General features: G+C 60.3%; 20 protein-coding genes. 6 read left to right on the forward strand and 14 right to left on the reverse strand.

The annotated features are described in order from the left end of the window. Positions 1-157: 157 nt before the first annotated feature. The 10 genes from QTL94_RS26295 to QTL94_RS26340 form a co-directional block, all read right to left on the reverse strand. A complete protein-coding gene (locus tag QTL94_RS26295; protein WP_289803573.1) occupies positions 158-613 on the reverse strand; it encodes a PTS sugar transporter subunit IIA in 456 nt (151 codons plus the stop codon). 24 nt (positions 614-637) lie between these two features. After that, entirely contained in the window at positions 638-1,330 is a 693-nt protein-coding gene (locus tag QTL94_RS26300) for a response regulator transcription factor (protein WP_289803574.1), read from the reverse strand. Next, positions 1,327-4,035, reverse strand: coding sequence for a DUF4118 domain-containing protein (locus tag QTL94_RS26305; protein ID WP_289803575.1), 2,709 nt, complete (start codon positions 4,033-4,035; stop codon positions 1,327-1,329). Before QTL94_RS26305 ends, QTL94_RS26300 begins: the two co-directional genes overlap by 4 nt. A 62-nt stretch (positions 4,036-4,097) precedes the next feature. Then, on the reverse strand, positions 4,098-4,667 hold the full coding sequence (gene kdpC, locus QTL94_RS26310; RefSeq protein ID WP_289803576.1) for a potassium-transporting ATPase subunit KdpC: 570 nt from the start codon (positions 4,665-4,667) through the stop codon (positions 4,098-4,100). Between the two features lie 12 nt (positions 4,668-4,679). Beyond that, positions 4,680-6,767 carry a potassium-transporting ATPase subunit KdpB gene (kdpB, locus tag QTL94_RS26315; RefSeq protein WP_289803577.1) on the reverse strand — a complete coding sequence of 696 codons (2,088 nt, stop codon included), beginning with the start codon at positions 6,765-6,767 and terminating at the stop codon, positions 4,680-4,682. Positions 6,768-6,809: 42 nt separating this feature from the next. Further along, positions 6,810-6,965, reverse strand: a complete 156-nt coding sequence (locus QTL94_RS26320; protein WP_289803578.1) for a hypothetical protein — start codon at positions 6,963-6,965, stop codon at positions 6,810-6,812. 8 nt (positions 6,966-6,973) lie between these two features. After that, positions 6,974-8,677 carry a potassium-transporting ATPase subunit KdpA gene (kdpA, locus tag QTL94_RS26325; protein WP_289803579.1) on the reverse strand — a complete coding sequence of 568 codons (1,704 nt, stop codon included), beginning with the start codon at positions 8,675-8,677 and terminating at the stop codon, positions 6,974-6,976. Positions 8,678-8,741: 64 nt separating this feature from the next. Continuing rightward, on the reverse strand, positions 8,742-8,831 hold the full coding sequence (locus QTL94_RS26330) for a K(+)-transporting ATPase subunit F (protein WP_065693356.1): 90 nt from the start codon (positions 8,829-8,831) through the stop codon (positions 8,742-8,744). 295 nt (positions 8,832-9,126) lie between these two features. Next, positions 9,127-9,960 (reverse strand): DUF4118 domain-containing protein, encoded by an 834-nt coding sequence (locus QTL94_RS26335; protein ID WP_289803881.1) that lies wholly within the window; start codon positions 9,958-9,960, stop codon positions 9,127-9,129. A gap of 202 nt (positions 9,961-10,162) precedes the next feature. After that, a complete protein-coding gene (locus tag QTL94_RS26340; RefSeq protein WP_289803580.1) occupies positions 10,163-11,272 on the reverse strand; it encodes an ABC transporter ATP-binding protein in 1,110 nt (369 codons plus the stop codon). A 189-nt stretch (positions 11,273-11,461) separates the two neighbouring features. Between QTL94_RS26340 and QTL94_RS26345 the strand changes: the two genes are divergently transcribed. After that, the gene (locus tag QTL94_RS26345) at positions 11,462-12,442 is read left to right on the forward strand and encodes a DMT family transporter (RefSeq protein ID WP_289803581.1); all 981 of its coding nucleotides are present in this window, start codon (positions 11,462-11,464) and stop codon (positions 12,440-12,442) included. 4 nt (positions 12,443-12,446) lie between these two features. On the opposite strand, the gene QTL94_RS26350 is transcribed toward QTL94_RS26345, so the two are convergent. Further along, positions 12,447-13,649: an ROK family transcriptional regulator gene (locus tag QTL94_RS26350; protein ID WP_289803582.1), complete on the reverse strand. Its 1,203-nt coding sequence runs from the start codon at positions 13,647-13,649 to the stop codon at positions 12,447-12,449. 220 nt (positions 13,650-13,869) lie between these two features. On the opposite strand from QTL94_RS26350, the gene QTL94_RS26355 reads away from it, so the two are divergent. Together QTL94_RS26355 and QTL94_RS26360 are read left to right on the forward strand one after the other, a co-directional pair. Further along, positions 13,870-14,811 carry an ROK family protein gene (locus tag QTL94_RS26355; protein WP_289803882.1) on the forward strand — a complete coding sequence of 314 codons (942 nt, stop codon included), beginning with the start codon at positions 13,870-13,872 and terminating at the stop codon, positions 14,809-14,811. Next, a complete protein-coding gene (locus QTL94_RS26360) occupies positions 14,808-16,553 on the forward strand; it encodes a GH116 family glycosyl hydrolase (RefSeq protein WP_289803583.1) in 1,746 nt (581 codons plus the stop codon). The genes QTL94_RS26355 and QTL94_RS26360 overlap by 4 nt, the downstream gene beginning before the upstream one ends. A gap of 114 nt (positions 16,554-16,667) precedes the next feature. Here QTL94_RS26360 and QTL94_RS26365 read toward each other — a convergent pair whose 3' ends face one another. The 3 genes from QTL94_RS26365 to QTL94_RS26375 are packed head-to-tail and all read right to left on the reverse strand — an operon-like array spanning position 16,668 to position 19,674. Beyond that, complete coding sequence (locus tag QTL94_RS26365; protein WP_289803584.1) at positions 16,668-17,486, reverse strand: carbohydrate ABC transporter permease; 819 nt, start codon at positions 17,484-17,486, stop codon at positions 16,668-16,670. Continuing rightward, positions 17,483-18,436 (reverse strand): carbohydrate ABC transporter permease, encoded by a 954-nt coding sequence (locus QTL94_RS26370; RefSeq protein ID WP_289803585.1) that lies wholly within the window; start codon positions 18,434-18,436, stop codon positions 17,483-17,485. Before QTL94_RS26370 ends, QTL94_RS26365 begins: the two co-directional genes overlap by 4 nt. Continuing rightward, a complete protein-coding gene (locus QTL94_RS26375) occupies positions 18,433-19,674 on the reverse strand; it encodes an ABC transporter substrate-binding protein (RefSeq protein ID WP_289803586.1) in 1,242 nt (413 codons plus the stop codon). Before QTL94_RS26375 ends, QTL94_RS26370 begins: the two co-directional genes overlap by 4 nt. Before the next feature lie 218 nt (positions 19,675-19,892). On the opposite strand from QTL94_RS26375, the gene pglB reads away from it, so the two are divergent. From pglB to uxuA, 3 genes are all read left to right on the forward strand, one after another. Continuing rightward, positions 19,893-21,218 carry a polygalacturonase PglB gene (gene pglB / locus QTL94_RS26380; protein ID WP_289803587.1) on the forward strand — a complete coding sequence of 442 codons (1,326 nt, stop codon included), beginning with the start codon at positions 19,893-19,895 and terminating at the stop codon, positions 21,216-21,218. A gap of 332 nt (positions 21,219-21,550) precedes the next feature. Further along, positions 21,551-22,264 carry a GntR family transcriptional regulator gene (locus QTL94_RS26385; RefSeq protein ID WP_289803588.1) on the forward strand — a complete coding sequence of 238 codons (714 nt, stop codon included), beginning with the start codon at positions 21,551-21,553 and terminating at the stop codon, positions 22,262-22,264. Between the two features lie 44 nt (positions 22,265-22,308). After that, positions 22,309-23,496, forward strand: coding sequence for a mannonate dehydratase (gene uxuA / locus QTL94_RS26390; RefSeq protein ID WP_289803589.1), 1,188 nt, complete (start codon positions 22,309-22,311; stop codon positions 23,494-23,496). Positions 23,497-23,548 lie beyond the last annotated feature (52 nt).

Consider the following 23,548-nt stretch of genomic DNA (forward strand, 5'->3'; position numbering starts at 1 on the left):
GAGAGCAAGCTGCGTATAGCATCGGGACATGCCAAAATCTCCAAAGTGAAGCCGTTGAAATCATTGGCATGTCGCACTTGGAAATAGAATGTACCCGGCTACAGATGCGGATTGCGTAACCTGTGTTATGGAACAATTGAACTCAGCCCGTTTGGGGCTAACTAACCTGCTCATTCGTGAGGACCAGAAAAACTTCCTCGGCGCTTCGGGCCGCTCGAACTGCAGACAACACGCTGTCGTCGCGGAGCCTCCTGGCGGCACACGATAGGACGTTTAGATTTTGTCCCTGGCTGATGGGTGGTGTGAGGACCAGCACGACGAGATCCACCGGCACGTCATCGACGGCTTCGAACTCGACGGGCTTCGGAAGGCGGACGAACATGCAGAAGGATGCATCGAGGCCTGCGACTGCCGCGTGCGGCATGGCCACGCCGTTGCCCACGCCGGTTGAGCCCAGTTCTTCCCTGGTCGTGATGGCCTTCAATATCGCGGCTGCGTCAGCCCCCGTCTTGCGGGCGGCAACGTCGGTCAGCTTGCCGATCAGCTCCCGCTTGGATGAGGCAGAAAGATTGACGACGACGTTCTCTAGCGGCAAGCAGTCGCTCAAGAGCATGTATGGCTCCATTCATTGCGGATGTCAGGTGGGTTCGGTCAGCCGGTAACCGACACCGGTCTCGGTGAGGATGTATTGAGGCTGATCGGGAGTGGTTTCGATTTTCTGTCGAAGCTGCCGGACATAGACCCTAAGATACTGCACATCGGCTGCCGGTCCCCATATCTGCTTCAGAAGGAACTGGTGCGTGAGCACCTTTCCGGCATGCTGGGCCATCACTCGCAGAATGTCATATTCCTTCGGAGAGAGCTTGATCTCCCGCCCGTCGATCTTGACGATGCGTTTCACGAGGTCGATCGAGAGCCCACCGGTCTGGAAAATCGCCCGCTCGCCCTGCTGCTGCAAGCGGTGGCGCAGCGCGACCCGCAGCCGGGCGCCAAGCTCGTTCATGCCAAACGGTTTTGTCAGATAATCGTCGGCCCCTGCTTCGAGCGCGTTGACGATGCCGGTCTCATCGGTACGGCCGGAAAGGATGACGATCGGCAAGGTGAGCCCCGCGTCTCTCCATTCCTGCAGCACTTCATGGCCGGATTTATCCGGCAGGCCCAGATCGAGCACGATCAGGTCAGGCAGTTCGTCTTTCACGGCCTGAAGGGCGGTCGCGGCATTTGATGCCTCCTGCACCTCATAGCCCTGCGCGGTAAGGCCGACGCGAAGGAGCTTGCGGATGGGAGGTTCGTCGTCGACGACGAGGATTTTCACGGCTGAACCGGTCATTTGAGCTCATCCAGTTTTGGAATTTCATTTGGCCTTGGAAGGCGTATCGTGAACACCGCGCCCGATCGGTCGGAGCGATTTCCAGCCGTGATCGTGCCGCCCATCGCCTCGACGAAACCTCTGCAGATGGACAGGCCGAGACCCGTTCCCGCACGGACCTGGTCGCCCTTGCGCACGCGATAGAATGTGTCGAAGACTCGTTCGAGATCCGCCGGCGGAATGCCGGGCCCCTCGTCTGAAACCTTTATTGCGACACTGTAGGCGTCGGCCCTCCCCTCGATACGGATCGAGGAGCCTTGCGGGGCGTATTTCGCGGCGTTGTCCAGCAGGTTGAAGAACACCTGCTCCAGCAATACGGGATCGACGCGAACCATCGGCAGGTTCTCGGGAATCGTGATGACCGTCTTGTGGTGTGCAAGAATCTTTGCGGCACGCCGCAATGCGCTCCCTGCGATGTCGCCGGCATAGTGCAATGCGTGGTTGAGGTCCATCGCTCCAGATTCGATCTTCGTCATATCCAGCAGGTTGGCAATGAAGCGGTTGAGGCGCTCGGACTCGTCGACAATGGTCGACAGGAGGTCCAGCTGGTCCTCTTGCGGCATGGAATCACGATAGTCGCGCAAGGTGCCCGCCGCGCCGAGAATAGCCGCCAGCGGCGTCTTCAGGTCGTGCGAGATCGAGGTCAAAAGAGCAGAGCGCAGGCGGTCGGCTTCGGCAGCAAGTTTGGCGCGGTCGACATCGGCCACAAGCTGGATGCGTTCGATCGCCAGCGCCGCCTGGTCGGCCAACGCATCCAGAAGCCGCTGCTGCTCAGGCGTCAGCAAGGGCCCGTCGCGGCGGTCATTGTCGAGCCCGATGACGCCGACGGCCGCTCGACCGGTCCGCAACGGCACGTAGAGGCGTTTCGCGCCCGGCAGCGTATCGGCACCGCGACCGGCGGCATGGTTGTGCTCCCAAGCCCAGCGCGCGGCGGCAATGTCCGCGTCGTCGAGCGTGTCGTCAGGTGGATAGCCGGCTTTAACGGCAATGGTCCCGTCTTCCGGAAGCAGCAGGACGACGCGAACCTTGAGCATCGACGCCAACTGGAAGGCGGTCGCCCAGAGCACATCATCCAGTGTCCCGGTGCCGGCGAGCTTTTTCGAGAAGACATAGAGATCTTCCGTCGTCCTTGCGCGTTGTCTGGCAGCGGCGGCCTGCCGCTGGACCGTTGCGGTCAAATTGCTGGCGATGACGGCGACGCCGAGGAAAAAGAACAGCGCCAGCACGCTCTCCGGATCGCTGATTGTCAGGGTATACCGGGGCGGCAGAAAGAAGAAATTGAAGGACAGCGCACTGAGAATGCAGGTGTAAAGTGCCGGGCGAAGCCCGTGGATGACCGCTGATGTCAGGACCGCCATCAGGAAGACAAGGGCTAGGTTGCGAACATCCAGAACCTGGTCGAGCACCACGCCGACCACGAGCGCGATCGCTACATAGACCGTCGCAGCGAGATAGGCATAGATGTCGAATGCGGGGGCGGATGGCGCGGCCTTTACACCGCGTGCAGCGGCCCCTTCCCGCTCGCTGCCGGAAATCACATGCACGCTGATGTTGCCTGACCTCCTGATGAGATCGTCGGCAATCGAACGATGAAGCCAATCACGCCAAGTCGGCTTGCTCGGAGCGCCGATCACGATATGCGTGACGTTGTTGGCAGCGGCGTGCCGTACAAGCTCTTCGGAGACTTCTCGTCCGGGGATGGTGATCGCCTCCCCGCCGAGTTGTTCAGCCAACCGCAGCGTCGCGGCAATCGTGTCGCGGTCCGATTCCGTCAGGCTGATCGAGCGGTTGGTCTCGATATAGACGGCGGCCCATGGGGCCCGGAGGCGCGAAGCCATGCGGGATGCGTAGCGCACAAGCGAAGCTGAACGAGCATGTTGATCGATCGATACAAGGACCCTCTCGCCTGCAGCCCAGGGGCCGGCGATGGCGTGTGCCTGCATGTGGTTCAGGAGCTGGTCGTCGACCCGTTGTGCGGTCTTGCGCAAGGCGAGCTCACGCAGTGCGGTCAGGTTTCCAGGCGTGAAGTAATTGGTCAGAGCCCATTCGGCTGTCTTCGGAACATAGACCTTGCCGTCATGCAGGCGCTTGATCAGATCATCGGGCGTGAGGTCGATGATCTCGACGTCATCAGCCATGTCGATGATCGAATCCGGCACAGTTTCGCGCACGCGGATGCGCGTGATCTGCGAGACGACATCGTTAAGGCTTTCGACATGCTGGACATTCAGCGTCGAATAGACGTCGATGCCACGGTCCAGCAGTTCCATGACATCGAGATAGCGCTTCGGATGGCGGCTGCCCTTTGCGTTCGTATGGGCAAGCTCATCAACGAGCACGAGGTCTGGCCGACGGGCAAGGATTGCATCGATATCCATTTCCTCGAGCGGATGGCCCTTGTAGTCGACCTTGATGCGGGGGACGACTTCGAAGCCGCTGACGAGTGCCTGGGTTTCCTTGCGGCCATGGGTCTCGACGACCCCGATCACGACATCGATCCCGTCGGACAGCTTGGCGCGGCCCGACTCGAGCATCTCATAGGTCTTGCCCACGCCGGGGGCGGCTCCGAGGAATATCTTCAGCCGGCCGCGAGTCTCCTGTCGCGCCTTCTCAAGCAGTGCGTCTGGTGAGGGCCTGCCAACCTTGTCGCGGCTGTCTTCCGGCATGATTTTCATCTTTCCCTGACGAGGAAGCCCCGGCCACATCCAAGCGACCGGGGCTTTCCACCTTACTCAGACATAGAAGTATCAAGCGATTGGTTCAATGCCAGAACATTGACCGTGCTTTCACCGAGAAATCCGAGTTCGGGACTTTCGATGGCGGCGTCAACAATCGCCTTCAGCTTGGTTTCATCCACGCCGCGCGCCTTGGCAACGCGTGGTACCTGGAAGTAGGCAGCCTCGGGCGAAATGTGCGGATCCAGGCCGCTGCCGGACGCGGTCACGAGATCAATCGGAACCTCGGCATTCGGGTTCGTAGCCTTGGCTGCCTCGTAGTCGGCCTTGACGCGATCAAGCAGCTTCTGGCTTGTCGGGCCGAGGTTGGAGCCGGATGAAGAGGTGGCGTTGTATCCATCGCCTGCCGCCGAGGGGCGGCCGTGAAAATACTTGTCGCTCGCAAATGCCTGGCCAATCAGCGTTGAGCCAATGACCTTGCCCTCCTTTTCGATCAAGCTGCCATTGGCCTGCGACGGGAAGAGTGCCTGCGCCGCGCCGGTCATCGCCAGTGGATAGAGGAGGCCGGTGATAGCAGTGGTGGCAACGATCATCACGATTGCGGGACGTAGTTCTTTCAACATGATATCAACTCCTTAGGCGAGGCCGATGGCCGTAATGACCACGTCGATGGCCTTGATGCCGATGAACGGGACGATGATGCCGCCGACACCGTAGACGAGCAGATTGCGGGACAGCAGCGCGCCGGCACCGATCGCCCGGTATTTCACGCCCTTCAGCGACAGCGGGATCAGCGCCACGATGATCAGCGCGTTGAAGATGATGGCCGACAGGATGGCGCTCTGCGGCGTGGCAAGCCCCATGATGTTCAGGACACCCAGTTGCGGGTAGAAGGCAAGGAACATCGCCGGGATGATGGCGAAATATTTGGCGATGTCGTTGGCGATCGAGAAGGTCGTCAGCGCGCCGCGCGTCATCAGGAGCTGCTTGCCGATCTCGACGATCTCGATGAGCTTTGTTGGATCGGAGTCGAGGTCGACCATGTTGCCGGCTTCGCGGGCTGCGACTGTACCGGTGTTCATGGCCACGCCGACATCGGCCTGGGCGAGCGCCGGGGCGTCGTTCGTGCCGTCGCCGCACATGGCAACGAGCTTGCCCTTGGCCTGTTCCTCGCGGATCAGGGACAGCTTGTTTTCGGGTGTCGCCTGCGCGAGGAAGTCGTCAACGCCGGCTTCCGCGGCGATTGCGGCAGCGGTCATCGGGTTGTCCCCGGTGATCATGACCGTGCGGATGCCCATGCGGCGCAGCTCGGCAAAGCGCTCGCGAATGCCGCCCTTGACGATATCCTTGAGCTGGATGATGCCGAGCAGCTTGCCATCACGGGCGACCGCCAGCGGAGTTCCGCCAGCCTTGGCGATTTCATCGGCAATCGCCTGCAGCTCGCGCACGGTTTCGCTGTTGGTCCGGATTGCGACAGCTGTGTTGCCCGATGCCGGCGCGGAGGCCGCTCCGACGTAGGCAAGCACGGCATCGACGGCTCCCTTCCGAATGGACGAGCCTTCGACATCGACGCCGCTCATGCGGGTCTGGGCGGTGAACGGAACGAACGCAGCGTGCAGGCTTCCCATATCGCGGCCACGGATCGCATATTTCTCCTTGGCGAGAACGACGATCGAGCGGCCTTCCGGTGTCTCGTCCGCCAGAGACGCGAGCTGAGCTGCGTCCGCCAGCTCCTGTTCGCTGACGCCGCGAACCGGGCGGAAGGAGGTTGCCTGGCGGTTGCCGAGCGTAATCGTGCCGGTCTTGTCGAGAAGCAGCGTATCAACATCGCCAGCTGCCTCGACCGCGCGGCCGGACATGGCGAGCACGTTGAAGCGCACGAGGCGGTCCATGCCTGCAATGCCGATGGCCGAAAGAAGCGCGCCAATGGTCGTGGGAATGAGCGTCACGAAGAGAGCAACGAGAATGATGATCGGGATGGAGCCGCCGGCATAGCTCGCGAAGCTCGGGATTGTGGCGGTAGCCAGAACGAAGATCAGCGTCATGCCGGCCAGCAGAATATTGAGGGCGATCTCGTTCGGTGTCTTTTGCCGTTCGGCGCCTTCGACCAGCGAAATCATCCGGTCGAGGAAGGTGTGACCCGCTGCGGCGCTGATGCGGACGCGGATCCAATCGGACAGGACCTGCGTGCCGCCGGTGACGGCAGAGCGGTCGCCGCCCGACTCCCGGATGACAGGCGCGGATTCACCCGTGATCGCGGCTTCGTTGACCGAGGCAACGCCCTCGACGACCTCACCATCAGACGGAATGATATCTCCTGCCTCGACAAGGACCAGATCGCCGACCTTCAGGCTGGTGCCCGGGACGAGACGGTAGCTGCTGCCGCTGTTGGCCGTTAGCAGCTTTGCCTGCGTTTCGGTGCGGGCCTTTCGCAGTGAATCCGCTTGCGCCTTGCCGCGCCCCTCCGCGACGGCTTCGGCGAAATTTGCGAAAAGCACCGTGAACCAGAGCCAGAGGTTGATCTGGAAGGAGAAGCCGAGATTGCCGCCACCGGTGACGAGATCGCGGACGAATAGGACTGTGGTCAATGCCGAGACGGTGGCCACGACAAACATGACCGGGTTCTTGGCAAGCGTGCGAGGATTGAGCTTCTTGAACGCCGCGCCAACGGCGGGAATGAGAATGCGAGAATCCATGATGCTCGCTGATTGTGCCTGGCTCATAAGAGACTCCAGCTTGAAAAGAGTAAGGCGATCGCCGCGCGATCAGCCGTGTAAGATCCGAAAGACAGCGACGAGAACGAGAAGGCTGGCGAGCATCACGAGGATGATGTCGGAGCCGCGGGTCATGCGCTGGCTTTCACGTCCCGGCGAACCGGGACGTGGGTTGAAGGATTTGCGAAGCCTGTGTCGAAGGATCATGCTCCACCTCAGAAGGTCTGGCCGGCGATCATGACGAGGTGCTCGATGACAGGGCCGAGCGCGAGGGCCGGGAAGAAGGTCAGGCCGCCGACGATCAGGATCGTGCCCGTAAGAAGTCCCACGAAAAGCGGACCATCGGTCGGGAACGTGCCGGCGGACGCGGGAACGGTCTTCTTGGCCACGAGCGACCCTGCGATTGCGAGCGCCGGGACGATGACAAGGAAGCGGCCCATCAGCATGCCGATGCCAAGTGTGATGTTGTACCAGGGCGTGTTGCCGGTCAGGCCACCGAAGGCGGAGCCGTTGTTCGCAGCGGCAGACGTATAGGCATAGAGGATCTCCGAGAAGCCGTGCGGGCCAGCGGTGCCGATCGAGGCAACAGCGGACGGCAGGACGCTCGAGATCGCGGTGAAGACGAGCATGGCCAGTGGCAGGCAAAGAATGGCAAGCACCGCCATCTTCATCTCCTTGGCTTCAATCTTCTTGCCGAGATATTCGGGCGTGCGACCGACCATCAGGCCTGCAACGAAGATCGCGATGATCACGAACAGCAGGATGCCGTAGAAACCTGCGCCGACACCGCCGACGATGACTTCGCCGAGCTGCATGTTGATGAGCGGAATGAGGCCACCCAGCGCCGTGAAGCTGCCATGCATGGCATTGACCGCACCGCAGGACGCCGCAGTGGTGATGACGGCGAAGAGCGAGGACATGGCCACGCCGAAGCGGACTTCCTTGCCTTCCATGTTGCCGCCCGAAAGGCCGAGCTGGTGCATCAGCGGGTTTCCGGCCGCCTCAGCCCAATAGGTCACAGCCACACCGGCGACAAAGAGGATGCCCATGGTGCCGAGGATGGCCCAGCCCTGGCGCTGGTTTCCGACCATGCGTCCGAAGACATTGGTCAGGGCCGCACCGATCGCGAAGATCGAAACCATCTGGATCATGTTCGAGATATTGTCCGGGTTCTCGAAAGGATGTGCGGAGTTGGCGTTGAAGAAGCCGCCGCCGTTGGTGCCGAGCATCTTGATGGCGAGCTGAGAGGCGACAGGGCCAACCGCAATCGTCTGCTTGGCACCCTCGAGAGTGGTCGCATCGACATACGGGCCCAGCGTCTGCGGGACACCAAGATAGACATAGACCAGCGTCAGCACGATGCAGAGCGGCAGGAGGACGTATAGCGTGGCGCGGGTCATATCGACCCAGAAATTGCCGATCGCCTTGCCGGAAGCGCGCGAGAACGCGCGTATCAGGCCAAGAGCAATGGCGATGCCGGTCGCGGCCGAGACGAAATTCTGAACCGTGAGCCCTGCCATCTGCGTGAGGTAGGACATCGTGCTTTCGCCGCCGTAGTTCTGCCAGTTCGTGTTGGTCACGAAGCTGACGGCGGTGTTGAAAGACAGTTCAGGCCCGACGGCAGCCATGCCGGCCGGGTTGTAGGGCAAGACTGCCTGCAGGCGCATCAAGGCGTATAGAACGAGCACGCCGAGCAGATTGAACAGCAACATTGAGAACGCGTAGGACGTCCAGTGCTGTTCCGCGCGTTCGCCGGTTCCTGCAATGGCATAAAGTCCACGTTCGACCGGAGCGAGGACCGGTGAGAGAAGCGTGCGTTCGCCGCTGAAGACGCGTGTCATGTAACCGCCGAGCGGTTTCACAAGCACGATGATGATCCCGCAAAAGAGCAGGATCTGAAGCCATCCGTTAAGGGTCATGGGAGGTAACTTTCAATACCCGATTGGTTCTGCGTGCCGCGCAGTCGCGTTTGGAGCGGCGGCGCTAGAAGCGCTCGGGGCGGATGAGAGCATAGGTGAGGTAAACCGTAAGAAATACGGTGACGGCACCACTGAGAATATAATCGACGGTCATGGCGCTTCCTCCGGTTAAAGCCGGTCGCAGGCTTTGGTGTAGGCAAAGCACAGAGCGAAAAATACGATTGCTGTGATGAGTAGAACTACGTCCATCATCGGTCCTGACTCCTGTTGTTCTTATGGTCAGACAAGACTGCGGCGCCATCCGTGAACGGCGCTTCGATGCGTTCTGACTTGGAGATGATCTTCGGATCTCTCGGACGTTAATATGCGGCCGAAGCGCATAGCCGTTCGAGTAGGAGCGGATGGCGAAGATATAAAAATCTTATAAAGGCCGAGCCATCTGGCTTCGGCTATATCTGGTGCCGGTCAATCGTGGCGCCAAGCATCAAGGCAATCATCGACATGGCAGCGTCAGTATGGGCGGGCCGACGATCAGGGTCGAATGCAACGCCAAGAATTGTCTTCCGCTCGGACCTCGTACGGACCGGCCAGAAATCGAACCGCGATTGATCAAATGGATATACGCCTGCTTCTACGCAAGTCTGAGACGCGCAGGCTTCTCTTGCCGCGTCGACTTCCGCTGGAACGAGGGTTGTCTCGCTCTTGATCGCCAGATCGTCGCCGTGCCCAACCGACAACACGACTGCTGGAGCTTGGAAGAGCGACATCAAGGTGGAAAGCGTAAGTGCTCTTGCTTCCTCAGCGGTGGTCGCATCGAGCATTTGTTGCGCATAGGTCCCGAGCTTTTCCTGCTGGCGATGGAACCGATCAAGCTCCCCCTTGTCGTGTCGTTTCGCGGCGACGATGGTACTGGTGACGCAGCCGACGATGAAGAGTAACGCAATAGCCCAAATGTTAGCGGTGTCCGCGACAGCGAGAGAAAAGCGGGGCTCGGTGAAGAAGAAGTTATATACGAGGGCGCCGAGAAACGCGGAAAACAATGCCGGGCCGAGGCCGAATGCCACGCTACTGACGATGACAGGCAGAACATAGATGAGTGATAGGTTGGGGATGGCCTGATAGCGGTCGAAGCCGGCAGCGATTGCGGTGGCCATTGCCGCCATTATCACGGAAGCAAGGTACTGGATCACGGATGGCGCGTCTGAGAGGTCCATCTCGCGCGTGGTAGCAAATTTTTCGGCTACGCTACTGGTCGGCGGACCAAAAGGTTTATCCAAGGACATACGCAAGTCCTCCCACTCGATTCAAGTGGTGCGACACGCATAGGAATTCCATGTGGAAACGCGCGGCGATTGATAAACGTGCCTTAATGGCCGCGCCTGGGACCCGCAATGCACGGCGTGGGCGAGGAGAATGCCAACCTCCTTGCCGTTTTCGTGATGCAAACCTGCGCTATCTCGCCAAGTCCGCCTACCAATCCGCCACCTAGGCTTTACGGCGCCCGACGAAGGAGACACCGCTTTCACGATCGAAAACATGGCATCGGGAAGGATCGACCGACAGCTGCAATTCGGAGCCGTCGGCGATGGCGACGTGGTCAGGAAGGTGCAGCACCACGGAGATGTCGTTGCCGACAACCTTGCCGTAGACATAGGTCTCTGTTCCGACGCTTTCAGCATAATCGACATGGAAGCGGACCGTTGCGGCGCTGTTGTCCGGCTTGGTCAGCGAGAAATGGTTTGGCCGGATGCCGAGAACGATCGGGTGTCCCGGTACTGATGAGCCGGCCTCGACTGGAAGGCTCACGAGGCCGAAGCCCGGGACATCGACGGTGACGGTTCCCGAATCAGCGCTGGTCAGGGTTCCGTCGAAGAAATTCATCTGCGGCGACCCAATGAAGCCCGCCACGAACTTGTTTGCCGGCGTCTCGAACAGTTCGAGCGGGGTGCCCACCTGCTCTACCCTCCCGGCATTGAGCACCACGATGCGATCGGCCATCGTCATCGCCTCGATCTGATCGTGCGTGACATAGACCATCGTCGCACCGAGGCGCTTGTGAAGCCGGCTGATCTCGCCACGTGTCTGTACTCTGAGCGCTGCATCGAGGTTGGAGAGCGGCTCATCAAACAGAAACAGCGACGGATCGCGGACAATCGCGCGGCCGATGGCAACGCGTTGACGCTGGCCGCCGGATAGCTGCTTCGGCCGACGCTGCAGGAGTGGTTCGATCGACAGCATCCGCGCTGCCTCCTCGACCCGTCGATCGATGTCGGCGCGGCTCATTTTCAGGTTCTCGAGGCCGAAGGAAAGGTTCTTGGCGACGGTCATATGCGGATAAAGCGCATAGGATTGGAATACCATCGCGATGCCGCGATCGCCTGGAGGCGCTGTGGTCACATCATTGTCGCCGATCGTGATTTGCCCCGAGGTGGCACTCTCCAACCCTGCGATCAGGCGCAGCAAGGTGGACTTTCCGCAACCCGACGGACCGACGAGCACGACGAACTCGCCTTCCTTCACGTCGAGATCGATACCATGCAGAATCGAATGATGGCCGAAGCTCTTCGTGACGCCGTTCAAGTTGAGACCAGCCATAAACATATCCTTCAATTCTCGTCTGCTGCCTGAAAAGCATGACTTTCTGCGACGGTCAAACCAGGCCCGCGCTTGCCTCGAATTTGAGTTCAGTTTGCGGGTAGATAATTAGTTCGTCAAGATGACGAACGTAAAATTATCTGTTAGTTCTCTCCTGTTCCTCCTCATCCCGTAAAACAGGATCCTCCCATGACTGTTCATCCTGGCCGAGCCGCGCCCGCCTTAGAGGTGGCGCCCGCGAAGGCCTTTTCACGCGGCGCGACTGGGCGTCGGCTTGATCCGCTTCCCAGTGCCCCTGAAGAGAACCGCCGAAAGGCTGTGGTCTTCATGCTGCTTGCTGTCTCGCTGTTTGCGTTTCTGGATTCCGCAGCCAAATTATCGGGCCGCGAGGTGCCGACGCTCGAAGTCGTGTGGTTCCGGTTTGCCGTGCATTTCATTCTGGTTGCCGTGGTGTTCAATCCATGGTGGACTCCGCAGGCCTGGCAGACGCGCGCGCCGAAGTTGCAGCTGGCACGCGCCGGCGTACAGATTTTCTGCACAGGGCTGAACTTCCTGGCTCTTGGGTATCTCCAGATCGCCCAGACGCTCTCTATACAGTTCACGACTCCGATCTTCGTGACGATCTTATCGATCGCCTTTCTGGGTGAACAGGTCGGTCGCTACAGATGGTTTGCGATCTTCATCGGATTTGCCGGCGTTCTGGTCGTCACCCGTCCGGGGATGACTGGTTTTCACTGGGCGTTCGGCATCTCTCTTATCTCGGTCATGGTCGGTGCAAGCTACAACATCCTGACTCGCCGCTTGGCGGCGACCGAAAATCCCGGAAGCATGCTGCTGATCATGGCGGCCTTCCCAGCTGCGGTTCTGCTTCCAGTCCTTCCCTTCATCTGGGTCTGGCCGCCGAGCGGTTATGCCTGGTGCACGCTGATTGCGACCGGTGCCTTCGGAGCGATCAGCCATTTCCTCATGATTCGGGCACATCGCTATGCGCCGGCATCATTTCTGGCGCCGCTTCAATATGCCCAGTTCCTGGCGGTTATTCTGCTCGGGTTCCTGATTTTCGGCGATGTGCCGACGATCCACACCTTTGTCGGTGCCGGTATCGTCGTCGCTTCGGGGCTGTTCATCCTGTATCGCGAACGGCGCTTGTCGAAAGGACCGCGCCGCTGACCCATCAGAGCGGCGGCGGCGGGAGGCGCCGTTGCTCTGGCAGGATCTGCGGAGAGAATAGCAGATTGTGCACATGGTTCAGACCGATCGCCAGCGCGCCGACCAGGGTCGCGCGGTTGCCGAGAATGCTCGCCTTCACATCGATCGCACGCCGGCTGGCTTTGGCGATGCCGAGATGGACCGCCTCGACGATCAATGGGTGGCTGCCGATGCTGCCACCCAGAACCACCGTGTGCGGGTTTACGATCGCATTGACGGAGACCACAAGCAGCGCCGCTGTGTCGGCGACCTGACCAATCACCCGCGTTGCGACCGGATCATTTGCTTCGCCGAGGGTGAGAATATCGCGCACGGACAATCCTGCTGCGCCGCCGGACCTCGCATGGAGATCGCTGATCCCCTGCGCGGCGATCGCGCATTCGAGCGCGCCCCGCTCCAGACTGCTTTCCGCGTAGGGATCGGTGCCAAACGGCATGTAAGAGATTTCGCCGGCCGCACCGCTTGCGCCGCGCAGCAGCTTTCCGTCGAGCAAAACGCCAAGACCGATACCGGTGCCGAGCGAGACAAACGCGACGGTGTCGATCGCTACGGCGCAGCCCTGCCATGATTCCCCGATCACGGCTGCATTGACATCGTTCTCCAGTACAGTCGGACAGCCCAGCCGCTCGCTCAGCACACGCCCCAGGTCTATGCCCTCGATATCGGTCAGATTGGGGGCCATGGAAAGCAGGCCTGTCGTGGGATCGACGACGCCCGGCGTTGCGATGGCTGCGACCAGCACGAGATCGGATGCGACACCGGTATCAACCAGGATCTTCAGCACCATCGCCTCGACCTGATCGATCAGATGGTAGCCCCCTCGACGGTCTGAAGGATATTCGGTTTCGCCGACAATGCCGCCCGCAATGTTGACCAGTGCGATCCGTGTCGTCGTTGCTCCGATATCGATACCAACGGCATAGGCGGCATTGCCGTTTACTTCGTAGGTGATCGCGGTGCGGCCTATACGTCCGCTGGTCACGCCTTTCTCTCGGACCCAGCCACTCTCCTCGAGCGTGCGGATAACCTCCGACATCGTTTGCTTGGATAGACCGGTGATTTTCGAAAGTTCAGCGCGCGATGTCGGCCCTGCATGCAGGAGCACGTCCATGACCGCGCGAACCGAAATCTGACGGAGCACGGGCGGCGCGTTTTCGGTTATGGCCATATGTGAGCTTTCCCGCCGGATCGATGTTGTGTTGGCAAATTGATGCCTCTGCTTTTTCCATGAAAGGCGCCCGAATTCAAACTGCTTGTTGACAGCTTGCGGACGCGGCAATAATAAATTCGTCAACCTGCCGAACAAATACCGCAGAGGTCTGCATTTGTCAAATATCTCAACCATTGCGTCGAGCTTCCGGGAACCTTCTTCGGCAACCGGTGCCGCCTTGAGGACCAGACACTCTGACCTTGTCGTCGGTGTTGATCTCGGAGGCACAAAGGTCCTCGCCGGGATTGCCAACTTGAGCGGCGATGTCCTGGGCAGGCTCGAGGAGCGAACCGAACACGGTGCAGGTGCTCCGGTCCTTGAGCAGATCGCACGCATGGTGACGTCTCTGCTCGGCGAGCATGGTGGCGGTGGCAGGTTGCGGAAGGTGGTCGTCGGCATTCCGAGTGCGGTCTCCCCCGCGACCGGCCTCGCATCGCTTTCACCCAATCTTGCTATCCCGGTAGACCGCCCGCTTGCCGATCTCCTGGCGGAAAAACTTCCGTGTAACGTGATCGTCGAGAATGACGTCAATCTCGCCGCTTTCGCAGAGGCGACACTGGGTAAGGGTCGGGATCAGGGATCGCTGGCGTTTGTTGCCTTCGGAACCGGTGTCGGCATGGGATTGATCGTCGGCGGGAAGCTCGTTCGCGGCCAACATGGCAGAGCTGGCGAACTTGGCCTGCTTCCGCTCGGCGCCGAGCCTCATCGGACCGCGCCGACGGCACGCGCTGGGTTGTTTGAGGATCTTGTCGATTCTCCCGCGATCCGCGCGCTCTATGGTGACGGTGCGGTGATGGTCAGCGATATTTTTGCGCGAGCGACATCGGGCGAACCGGAAGCGAAGGCGGTGATCGAGACACTGGCGAAATCAGCATCGCTCGGCATTGCTTCTGTGCAGGCGATGTTCGATCCGGCGCTGACCGTCCTCGGCGGCGGGATCGGCTCTCAAGGCATATTCGTAGAGGCCGTCAGACGGCATATCGTGGCTCTGCTGCCATTCGAGGCGTCGATCGAGGCGACCAGCCTGGGTCCCGATGCCGGCATGCTTGGCGCCGTGATGCTGGGGCTGACGGATATCGCCGATCTTCCAGATGATGGGCAACAGGAGGCCGCTCAATGACGCCATCGCCGACAACAAAGACCATTCTGACGCCGCTTGCCGATGGCCAGCTTCGTGCCGATCAAGCCGTGCTGCTACCTTTCATGGCGCCACGGCTACAAGGTGACTGCCGGCCGGAAGGCAAGCTTGACCTGTCGCTGTGGGGCGCCGGGAAACTCGCAACGCTTTCTTTTTCTGGTTGGAGGGGGCCGTTTACCTATGCTCCGAACCGCGTCGAAACCAGCAATGATGGTGGCCTCTTCGTGGCTCAATCGGTGCCGTCACTGTTTCTGAAAGGCGCACGACTAAAATCGCTGACGCCTTCCCGGCGCTGCGCTTGGTGGGGCAGCCTGATGCCGCGCCAGCCGATCGAGCGCCACGGCGACCAACGTACCGCGCGCACCGCCTGGGGCGTCGTCATCGCCGAGCAGCGGGCAGGCGGAGTTCTTGTTGCCGCTGGTGCCACCGAGGAAGAGGCTCGGACGGGGCTGCTGATCGACCCAACGGCAATCGTCGACGAGGCGCGCCTCTACGTCGAGCGCTGCGACGCCATGCCGGACGCGCAGCCATTGATGCGCAGCATGATTTCACAAAGCCTGCATGCCGCCTTTTCCAGCATTCGCCGCGACGAGCATGGTGAGTTTGCCGGGCTTGCGGCCGGACAAGCTTACAGCGCCCCGGCGCGCACATACTATCGCGACGGCTATTGGACGCTGCAGGCGCTTCTGGAGCGGGAGCCCGACGCCGTGCGTGGCCAAATCGAGTTGCTCGCGCGTGGTATCCAGCCGGATGGCGAGGCACCAAGCGGCGTGATCCTGACGGGGCCTGCTCAGGCTGAAGAGTGGGAAAAGGTGCGTCGGTCGCACGAGAGGATCAAGGAAGAGCACCTGCGTCCCGGCGACTGGTGGAGCGATCACTTCGATAGCCCGTTGTTCTTCATCCTGACGATTGGCGACTACATCAAGGCGACAGGCGACGCCCAGCCACTCTCGCAGCATTGGGACAAGATCGTTGCGATCTTCGATCGCTACCTTGGTCTTGATGCTGCCGGCAACGGCCTGCCTGTGAAGCCTCGCCATGATCGCGACTGGGCGGACAACGTCTATCGTCATGGCTATGTCGCCTATGACCTTGGCCTCTGGGTCGGAGCGCTCGACGTCATCGCTGAACATGGCGCTGCGATTGATGCAGCGGTATCCGCGCGCGCGGCGGCCGTCGCAAAGCGGGCCCGTGCCTCACTGGATGCGGCGTTGCTGCAGCCGAGCGGCACCTACGCAGACTACGGCACGAAGGACGATTTCGTTGAGGATCACCTGACGCTGGACGGCCTGACGCTGCTGCGCTTTGGTGCCGTTTCGCCTGAACGCGCGAAGATTGTGCTTGGCAAGGTTCAGGAGATACTCGAAAGCCGCAACAACAAGACCCAGCCCTATGGTGACTGGGGTGTCCTGTGCGCCTTTCCGCCTTTCAAGAGGCCGAAGGACACGCGCGAAAAGTCCTATTTCGCCTATCGCTATCACAACGGTTCGGACTGGCCCTATCTGACCGGTCTCTATGCCGAGCAGCGTCTCGCCTATGGTCTCGACGGCTTCGAGTATCCGTTGCTGCGCTGGTGGGAAACCTGCCTTGAGCAGGGCTGGATGGGCGCCGTTGAATATTTCTCTCCACCTTGGGGACGCGGTTCGCTTCTCCAGGGCTGGAGCAGCATGCCGGCCGCGGCAGCGCTCGCCTACCGCGATAGGGTTCTGGCGACCAAGCGATAGCTTTCTCAACTGAGACCGCCTTCGGGCGGTCTTTTTGTCAGGCGACGCACTGATCAGAACAATAAAAAGCCGCAGGGGTAACCGGCGGCTTTCGTCTTGTGGTGGGGGCTTTTGCTATTCCTTGGTGGCGCCTGCCATCAGCCCGCTCATCAGCATGCGCTGCAAGGCCGTGAACATGATCAGAACCGGCAGCACGGAGAGAACGGACATGGACAGCAGGCGTGGCCAGTTGATGCCGTACTTGCCGACGCTGTTGGCGAGAGCCAGTTGGACCGTCCATTTGCTTTGATCGGTAATGATCAGGAAAGGCCAGAGATAATCATTCCAGCGCCAGACGAGATTAAACGCCAGCAAGGTACCGATCGCGGGCAATGCCAGTGGCACGATGATGCGCAGAAGGATGCGCCATTCCGGGGTGCCGTCGATCCTCGCGGCTTCAAGCAGGCTGTCCGGAATGTTGGTGATGTACTGACGCATCAGGAATACGCCCGTGGGGGTGGCCGCCGGCGCGATGATCAAACCCGCGAGGGTATCCAGCAGCCCGAGATCGCGAAGAACGAGGAAGACGGGGATCATGACGATCTGCAACGGCACCATCAGCGACGACATGATGAGCAGGAAGACCAGGGTATCGCCCTTGAAGCGGAATTTCGCGAGCGCATAACCGGCCATGACGCTGATCGTCACCGATAGCATGGCAGACAAGACCGAAACGATCGCCGAGTTCTGGAAGAACAGCAGGAACTTCGCTCTCGATACCGTATCGACGAAGTTCTGCAGCGTTGGCCGCGCGGGCAGAATGGTCGGCGGCCACTGAAAGATCTCCTGCTGCGACTTCAGCGACGAGAGGAACAGCCAGACCGGCGGCATAAGAAAGACGAAGAGCGTCAGGGCAACGAATATCAGCCGCCAGGGTGTGTAGACGCGGTTCATTTGTCACCTCTCGATACGCGCAGCTGGAAGACTGTCAGAGCCAGCAGGATGACGAAGAGCACCATCGACTGGGCCGCGGCGACCCCCGCCTGCATCGGCTTCTGGAAGGCCGTGTCATAGATTGTCTGGATGAGGTAGACCGTTGCTTTGCCGGGCCCGCCACCGGTGAGCGACACGACGAGCTCGTAGACCTTGAAGGCCTCGATCGAGGAAAGAACCAGGACGACGGCCATCGTCGGCTTGAGCAACGGCAACGTAATATGAGTGAACTGACGCCATTTGGTCGTGCGATCAATCGAGGCGGCCTCGTAATAGTCCGGCGATATCGCCGTCAATCCCGCGATGAAGATCATCATGTTGAAACCAGCCTGTGCCCAGGTCCAGGCGATTACCACGGCGATCTGTGCCATCGTGTCCTGCTCGAGCCAAGGGACGGGAGCGATGTGAACCAGCGACAGAAGATAGTTGACTAGGCCGTTGTTGAGCCCGAACAGCCAGCGCCACGCAACGCCGATGATCAACAGGCTGATCATCGAAGGAAAGAAGACGATCGTCCGCACGAACGCAAAGAATTTCGTCTGTGGCGATAGCAGGAGAGCAAGTGCCAGCGAAGCGGCGATGTTGAGCGGCACCGCCACGACAACGAAAGCGACGGTCTTGATGAGCGAGATGCGGAACTCGTTGTCGTTGATCAGGCCAGCGAAGTTCTGAAGGCCTACAAATTGCGGCCAGGTGTTCGGCATCTGATCGAGGACGACAACGCCGCGCCGGAAGAAGGCCATCATCAGACCTTGCGCGAGCGGGTAGAGTGTGAACGCGACCAGCAGGGCAACCGTCGGCACCATCAGCAGATAGGGCCAGATGGCGCGTCCGGCTGTACGCGCGAGCCGCTGGGATGCCGGGCGTTTGCCCGGCATCGTTTGCTCGTTCTGGATCACCGCATCCGTCACTTCGACGCCTCGACTGCGTCGTCAGCGGCCTTCTTGATCTGTGCGATCGCCTCCGCCGATGTGATCTGTCCGGCGACAGTCTGGGTCACGGCCGTTTTCACGGTTCCCCACACGGCCTGCATCTGCGGCCATGCCTGGTCCGTCGCGGCATAGGCGGGGCTGACGTTCAGCTCGTTCTGCATGATCTTGACGGCTTCCGTCGCCGCGGGATTGCCGTATTCGATCGCCGGTGTCTTCAGGTTGGCCGGGATCATGCCGAAGGTCTTGGCGTACTGCGCCTGGATCTCGGGAGACGTGACCCACTTGATGAACTCCACCGCTTCCGGCAGGTGCTGGCTGGTGTTGAAGGCTACCAGATAGTCACCGCCATAAATGGACGACGCTACGGTGCCGCGCGGCGTTGGTCCCGCCTGCCAGGCGAACCCAGCGTTTTGGGCTAGGCCGGCAATTTGCCAGCTACCCGACATGTAGGCGACAGCCTGGCCCGCCGTGAACAGCTCCTTCGGATTGTCGGAGCTTGCCCCGGTCCAGAGGCCCGGCGGCATGTACGACTTGGACAGATCGACGAACTTGTCGAGCGTCTTCGTCCAAGCCGCCTCGTCCATCACAACCTTGACCGGCTCCTTTTCGGAGAAGATGTGGTTGCCGTACTGATATTCATGAACGATCCAGCGGCTGGCCGAAACGTCCCAGACCAGCGGGTAGCGGGTGCCGGATTTCTCCGCCACTTCCTTGAGCTTGGGCAGGAATTCTTCCCAAGTCCATCCGGTTGCCTGATCCGGGATCGGTACGCCAGCCTTCTTGAAGGCGTCGACATTGAGGAAAATGCCGGTCGACGTGACCTGCAGCGGAGCTGCAATGACCTTGTCGCCGAGCTTGGCGCCGTCGGCCCAGCCCTTGACGAAGTCGTTGATCCAATCCGGACCGATTTCCTTGTTGAGATCGGCGAGGAAAGGACGGATTACCGGTTCCATCGCCGATGTCAGCGACAGATCCGGCATGATGCCAGATGCGGCGAACTGCTGGAACTTCTGAATCATGCCGTCATAGGGCGTGATCTGTAGGTCGAAGGTCGTGTCGGGATGGGATTTGGTGTACTGGTCGAGCAGCGCGCGTACGTTCGCCTCTTGCTCGTCGCCGTCGACGTACCAGACCATTTTCAGTTCGGAAGCCATCGCACCAGAGAGCATCAACATGGTTGCTGCCGCGGCCATTCCAATTGTCTTGAGCTGTATCATGGGTTCCCCTTCGCTGCTCATATTTACAACGGATTTTAGTTGCGGAACGGCCTGTCCTCCCAATGCCGTCCCGTCCTTTGTTCGTAACCATGACGAATTAAATACGACTTTCAGACGGTGTCAATACGCGGGTTGGCGGAATGCTCCATATTAGTTCGTTAGGTTGACGAATAAAAATTGGAGTTTTATGAGTCGCGTCCGAACGTGGAGGATACGCAATGGAAATTTCGATCAAAGTTGATGGCGGCGCCGATGCAAATATTCAGGATGCGCTTGATCGCCTAGCGGCCGCAGGCGGCGGGACGCTGCGCTTGAGCGCCGGTCTACACCGCTCGGGGCCATTGCGTCTCGGCAACGATGTCACCCTCCATCTCGAGAATAACGCCACCCTTGAATTCATCCCTGACTACGAGCTTTATACCGAAAATACGGTCAGTGTGATCGCGGAAAAATCGGATCGGGCCTACATAACCGCGCGCGGCGCTCGCAACATCTCGATTTCAGGTACAGGCAGCATCGTCGGCTCAGGCCAATCCTTCATCACTGGCTTTGATGACAGCGTGGGGACGCATCTGCCAAGTGAAAAGCGGCCGCGAGTTCTTGTCCTCGAAGACTGCGCCAATGTCAGCCTCGGTGAAGTGACTATCACAGACTCGCCAATGTGGACCGTTCACCTCGTTCGTTGCGACGGCGTCGCCGTCAACGACGTCAAGATCCTCAACGACCGGCAACTTCCCAACACCGATGGCATTGTAATCGATAGCTGTCGAGACGTCACCATCCGCCACGTACTCATCCGCACCGCCGACGACGGGATCTGCCTGAAGACCAGCCGCAGCAGCAAAGGTATTGGTCGCTGTGACAACATCGATGTCAGTGATTGTGTCGTCGAGAGCAAGAGTTGCGCGCTCAAGATCGGAACGGAGAGCTTCGGTGATGTTCGCTCCGTCCGATTTACGCGCTGCCGGGTGGAAAACTCGAACCGCGGTCTCGGCATCTTTTCTCGCGATGGTGGCCACATCGAGGATGTGATCTTCTCAGATATCGATCTCGATTGCCACGAAACGCCCGACGGCTTCTGGGGCTCCGGCGAACCCCTCTCCATCACGCAACTCGATCGTCGTGCTGAATTGCCCGCCGGCATTGTGCGCGGCGTGACGGTCGAGAATATCACGGGGCGCTGCCACGGCGCTATCAACATCTACGCGGAGAAGCCGGGCGGTGTCGATGGTGTGACGTTGCGCAACATCGTGCTTGCGATGGATGAAGGCTCTCTCGGCACAGCCAGGCGCTACGATCTTCGCCCGACGCCCGCCGATCTGGCGCCGCCGAGCGGCGCCGAAGGGCGCGGCAACGCATGGGTGAGAGGAAGCGACGGCAACATCGTCGGCCTAGTCGCTTATCCTGACGGGCTGCCGGCGATTTTCGTTCATAACGCACCAAATGTGCGGATCGAAGACGTCCGTGTTGCCCGCCCTCACCCACTTCCGGCCGACTGGAACGACCGTGATATCGTGACTGAGCCGCATCGAGACCCGCGCTGACGGAATCGGTCGAGACCCGTGGCCCATCGATCCGTTTCGAGCGGAGGCGCCGTTGTGTGGCAGCGGCTTTGCGCGGGATGTCAGGGTGGCGAGCCTGCTGCTTTTGAAGTCGAGCGGGAATGAGCTTGCGGCAGGGTGGTTATAGGCATCTCGCCGGTAGCAACGAGGTGCCGTGTCACGAGGAGCCCTGACTGGCGGTATCGAGCAGCTATTGGTAGCCGCCTAATGTGTTTTGAAAATACGGTACGAAGCGATCCTCTTCAGGATGCTGCTTGGCAGTTGATGGAAATTGATATACTAGAATACTCAGCCAGTTGATGTCGGCGTGAGCTATGCAGAAGAGTGATGTTTTGGCGGTAAGTGCCGCGCCTTCCCAGCCCTTGAAGCTTCGTCGGGTGACGACGGCTGATGCCATCTTTGATCGGCTGCATGCGGATATCCTCTCCCTTCGTCTGCCGCCCGGGATGCCGTTGCAGGAAAAGCGGATTGCCGAGGAGTTCAATGTAAGCCGAACGCCGGTTCGCGAGGCTCTGCTTCGGCTGTCAGAGGGCGGACTGGTCGATATTTATCCGCAGTCGGGGACAGTCGTGTCGCAGGTCCCAGTCTCGGCAATCCCTGAAGCTGTTGTCGTGCGAAAGGCGCTTGAAGGCACAACGGTGGAGCAGGCCGCGGAAATTGCCACCGCGTCGGACATTGATCGTCTCGACGCCATTATTTCCCGCCAACGATCGCTTGCGGCGCTTGGCGATACCTCTGGCTTTCATGAGGAGGACGAGGCTTTCCATGAGGCTATTGCAGCGATCGCGGGTTATCCCGGTATCTGGACGATCCTGAAGACCGTGAAGGTTCAAATCGATCGCGCTCGACGACTGTCGCTGCCGGTTCTCGGTCGCATGGAGAATGTCGTGCAGGAACACGGATGGATCCGCGATGCGATCGCGTCCCACGACGTTGTGGCAGCACGCGAGGCCATGATGCATCATCTAAGTGCGGTCATCCCTGATGTCGCCGAGCTTCGTACGCGATATCCCGATTATTTCCGCTGAATCTCAGCGAGGAACGATACAGAAGATCCCAAGGAGGAAGTGCAATGCGTCAAGGTTGGAGATGGTTCGGTCCGCAGGCGCCGGTGACGCTTGACGAGGTGCGGCAAACCGGTGCCACGAATGTGGTTTCGTCCCTGCACCAGGTGCCGATCGGTCGGGCGTGGACGCAGGCCGAGGTACGCGAGCGCCAGGCGATGATCGAAACGACGCCGCCCGGCCGCTCGGACCTGACTTGGTCCGTCGTCGAAAGCATTCCAATTCCCGATGCCGTCAAGCGCAACGGCGGGCGAGCCAAGGCGGAGATCGAGGCGTGGATTGCAAGCCTCGAAGCGGTAGCCGCCTGCAACATACCGATCGTCTGCTACAACTTCATGCCTGTCGTGGACTGGACACGCACCGAGCTTGACTATGTGATCGACACCGGTGCGACCGCCATGCGGTTCGATCACGAGAAATTCGCAGCTTTTGATCTGTTCGTTCTCCAGCGCCAGGGCGCAGAGAGCCAATACTCGGCGCAGGACAGGGCGCGGGCGCTCGAAGTGTTCGACGCGATGACTGAGGCGGAAGTTGCGGAGATCACTCACAACATCACATCGGCGCTCCCCGGATCAACGACGGAACCGCTGACTGTTCCGGAGTTTCGCGAGAAGCTGGCCGCCTATGCGGATATTGGCGCGGCGCGGCTGCGCCAGCACCTCATCGAATTTCTCGAGGCGGTGACGCCTGTAGCGGAGGCACGCGGAGTCAAGTTGACGCTGCACCCCGACGACCCGCCACGTCCCCTTTTCGGCCTTCCCAGGATCGCGTCTACGGCTGACGACTATGCGGCTCTCTTCGACGCTGTTTCCTCCCCCGCCAACGGCATGTGCTACTGCACGGGCAGTCTCGGTGTTCGTGCCGACAATGACCTGCCGGCCATCGCGCGCCGTTTTGCATCGCGCATTCACTTCGCTCACCTGCGCGCCACCAAGCGTGAGGGAGACGGCCGCTCCTTTCATGAGAGCGCGCATCTGGAAGGTGATGTCGACATGGTTGCGGTGCTCAAGGAGCTGGTGGCCGAAGACAACAAGCGTGCTGCGAGTGAGACGATCGTCTTTCGCTCCGATCATGGTCACCGCATGCTCGATGATCTGAACAAGACCGTTACGCCGGGATACCCGGCGATCGGTCGCCTGCGTGGCTTAGCGGAGCTTCGCGGCATCTTGCATGCGCTGGGCGCCGTCGCAAACTAGACGGCGAAACGATTTCAGCCCGGTAGCGGATAAGGCTGGCGGGCTGGCCATC

The sequence above is a fragment of the Rhizobium sp. S96 genome, from assembly GCF_030382195.1.
Lineage (GTDB): Bacteria > Pseudomonadota > Alphaproteobacteria > Rhizobiales > Rhizobiaceae > Rhizobium.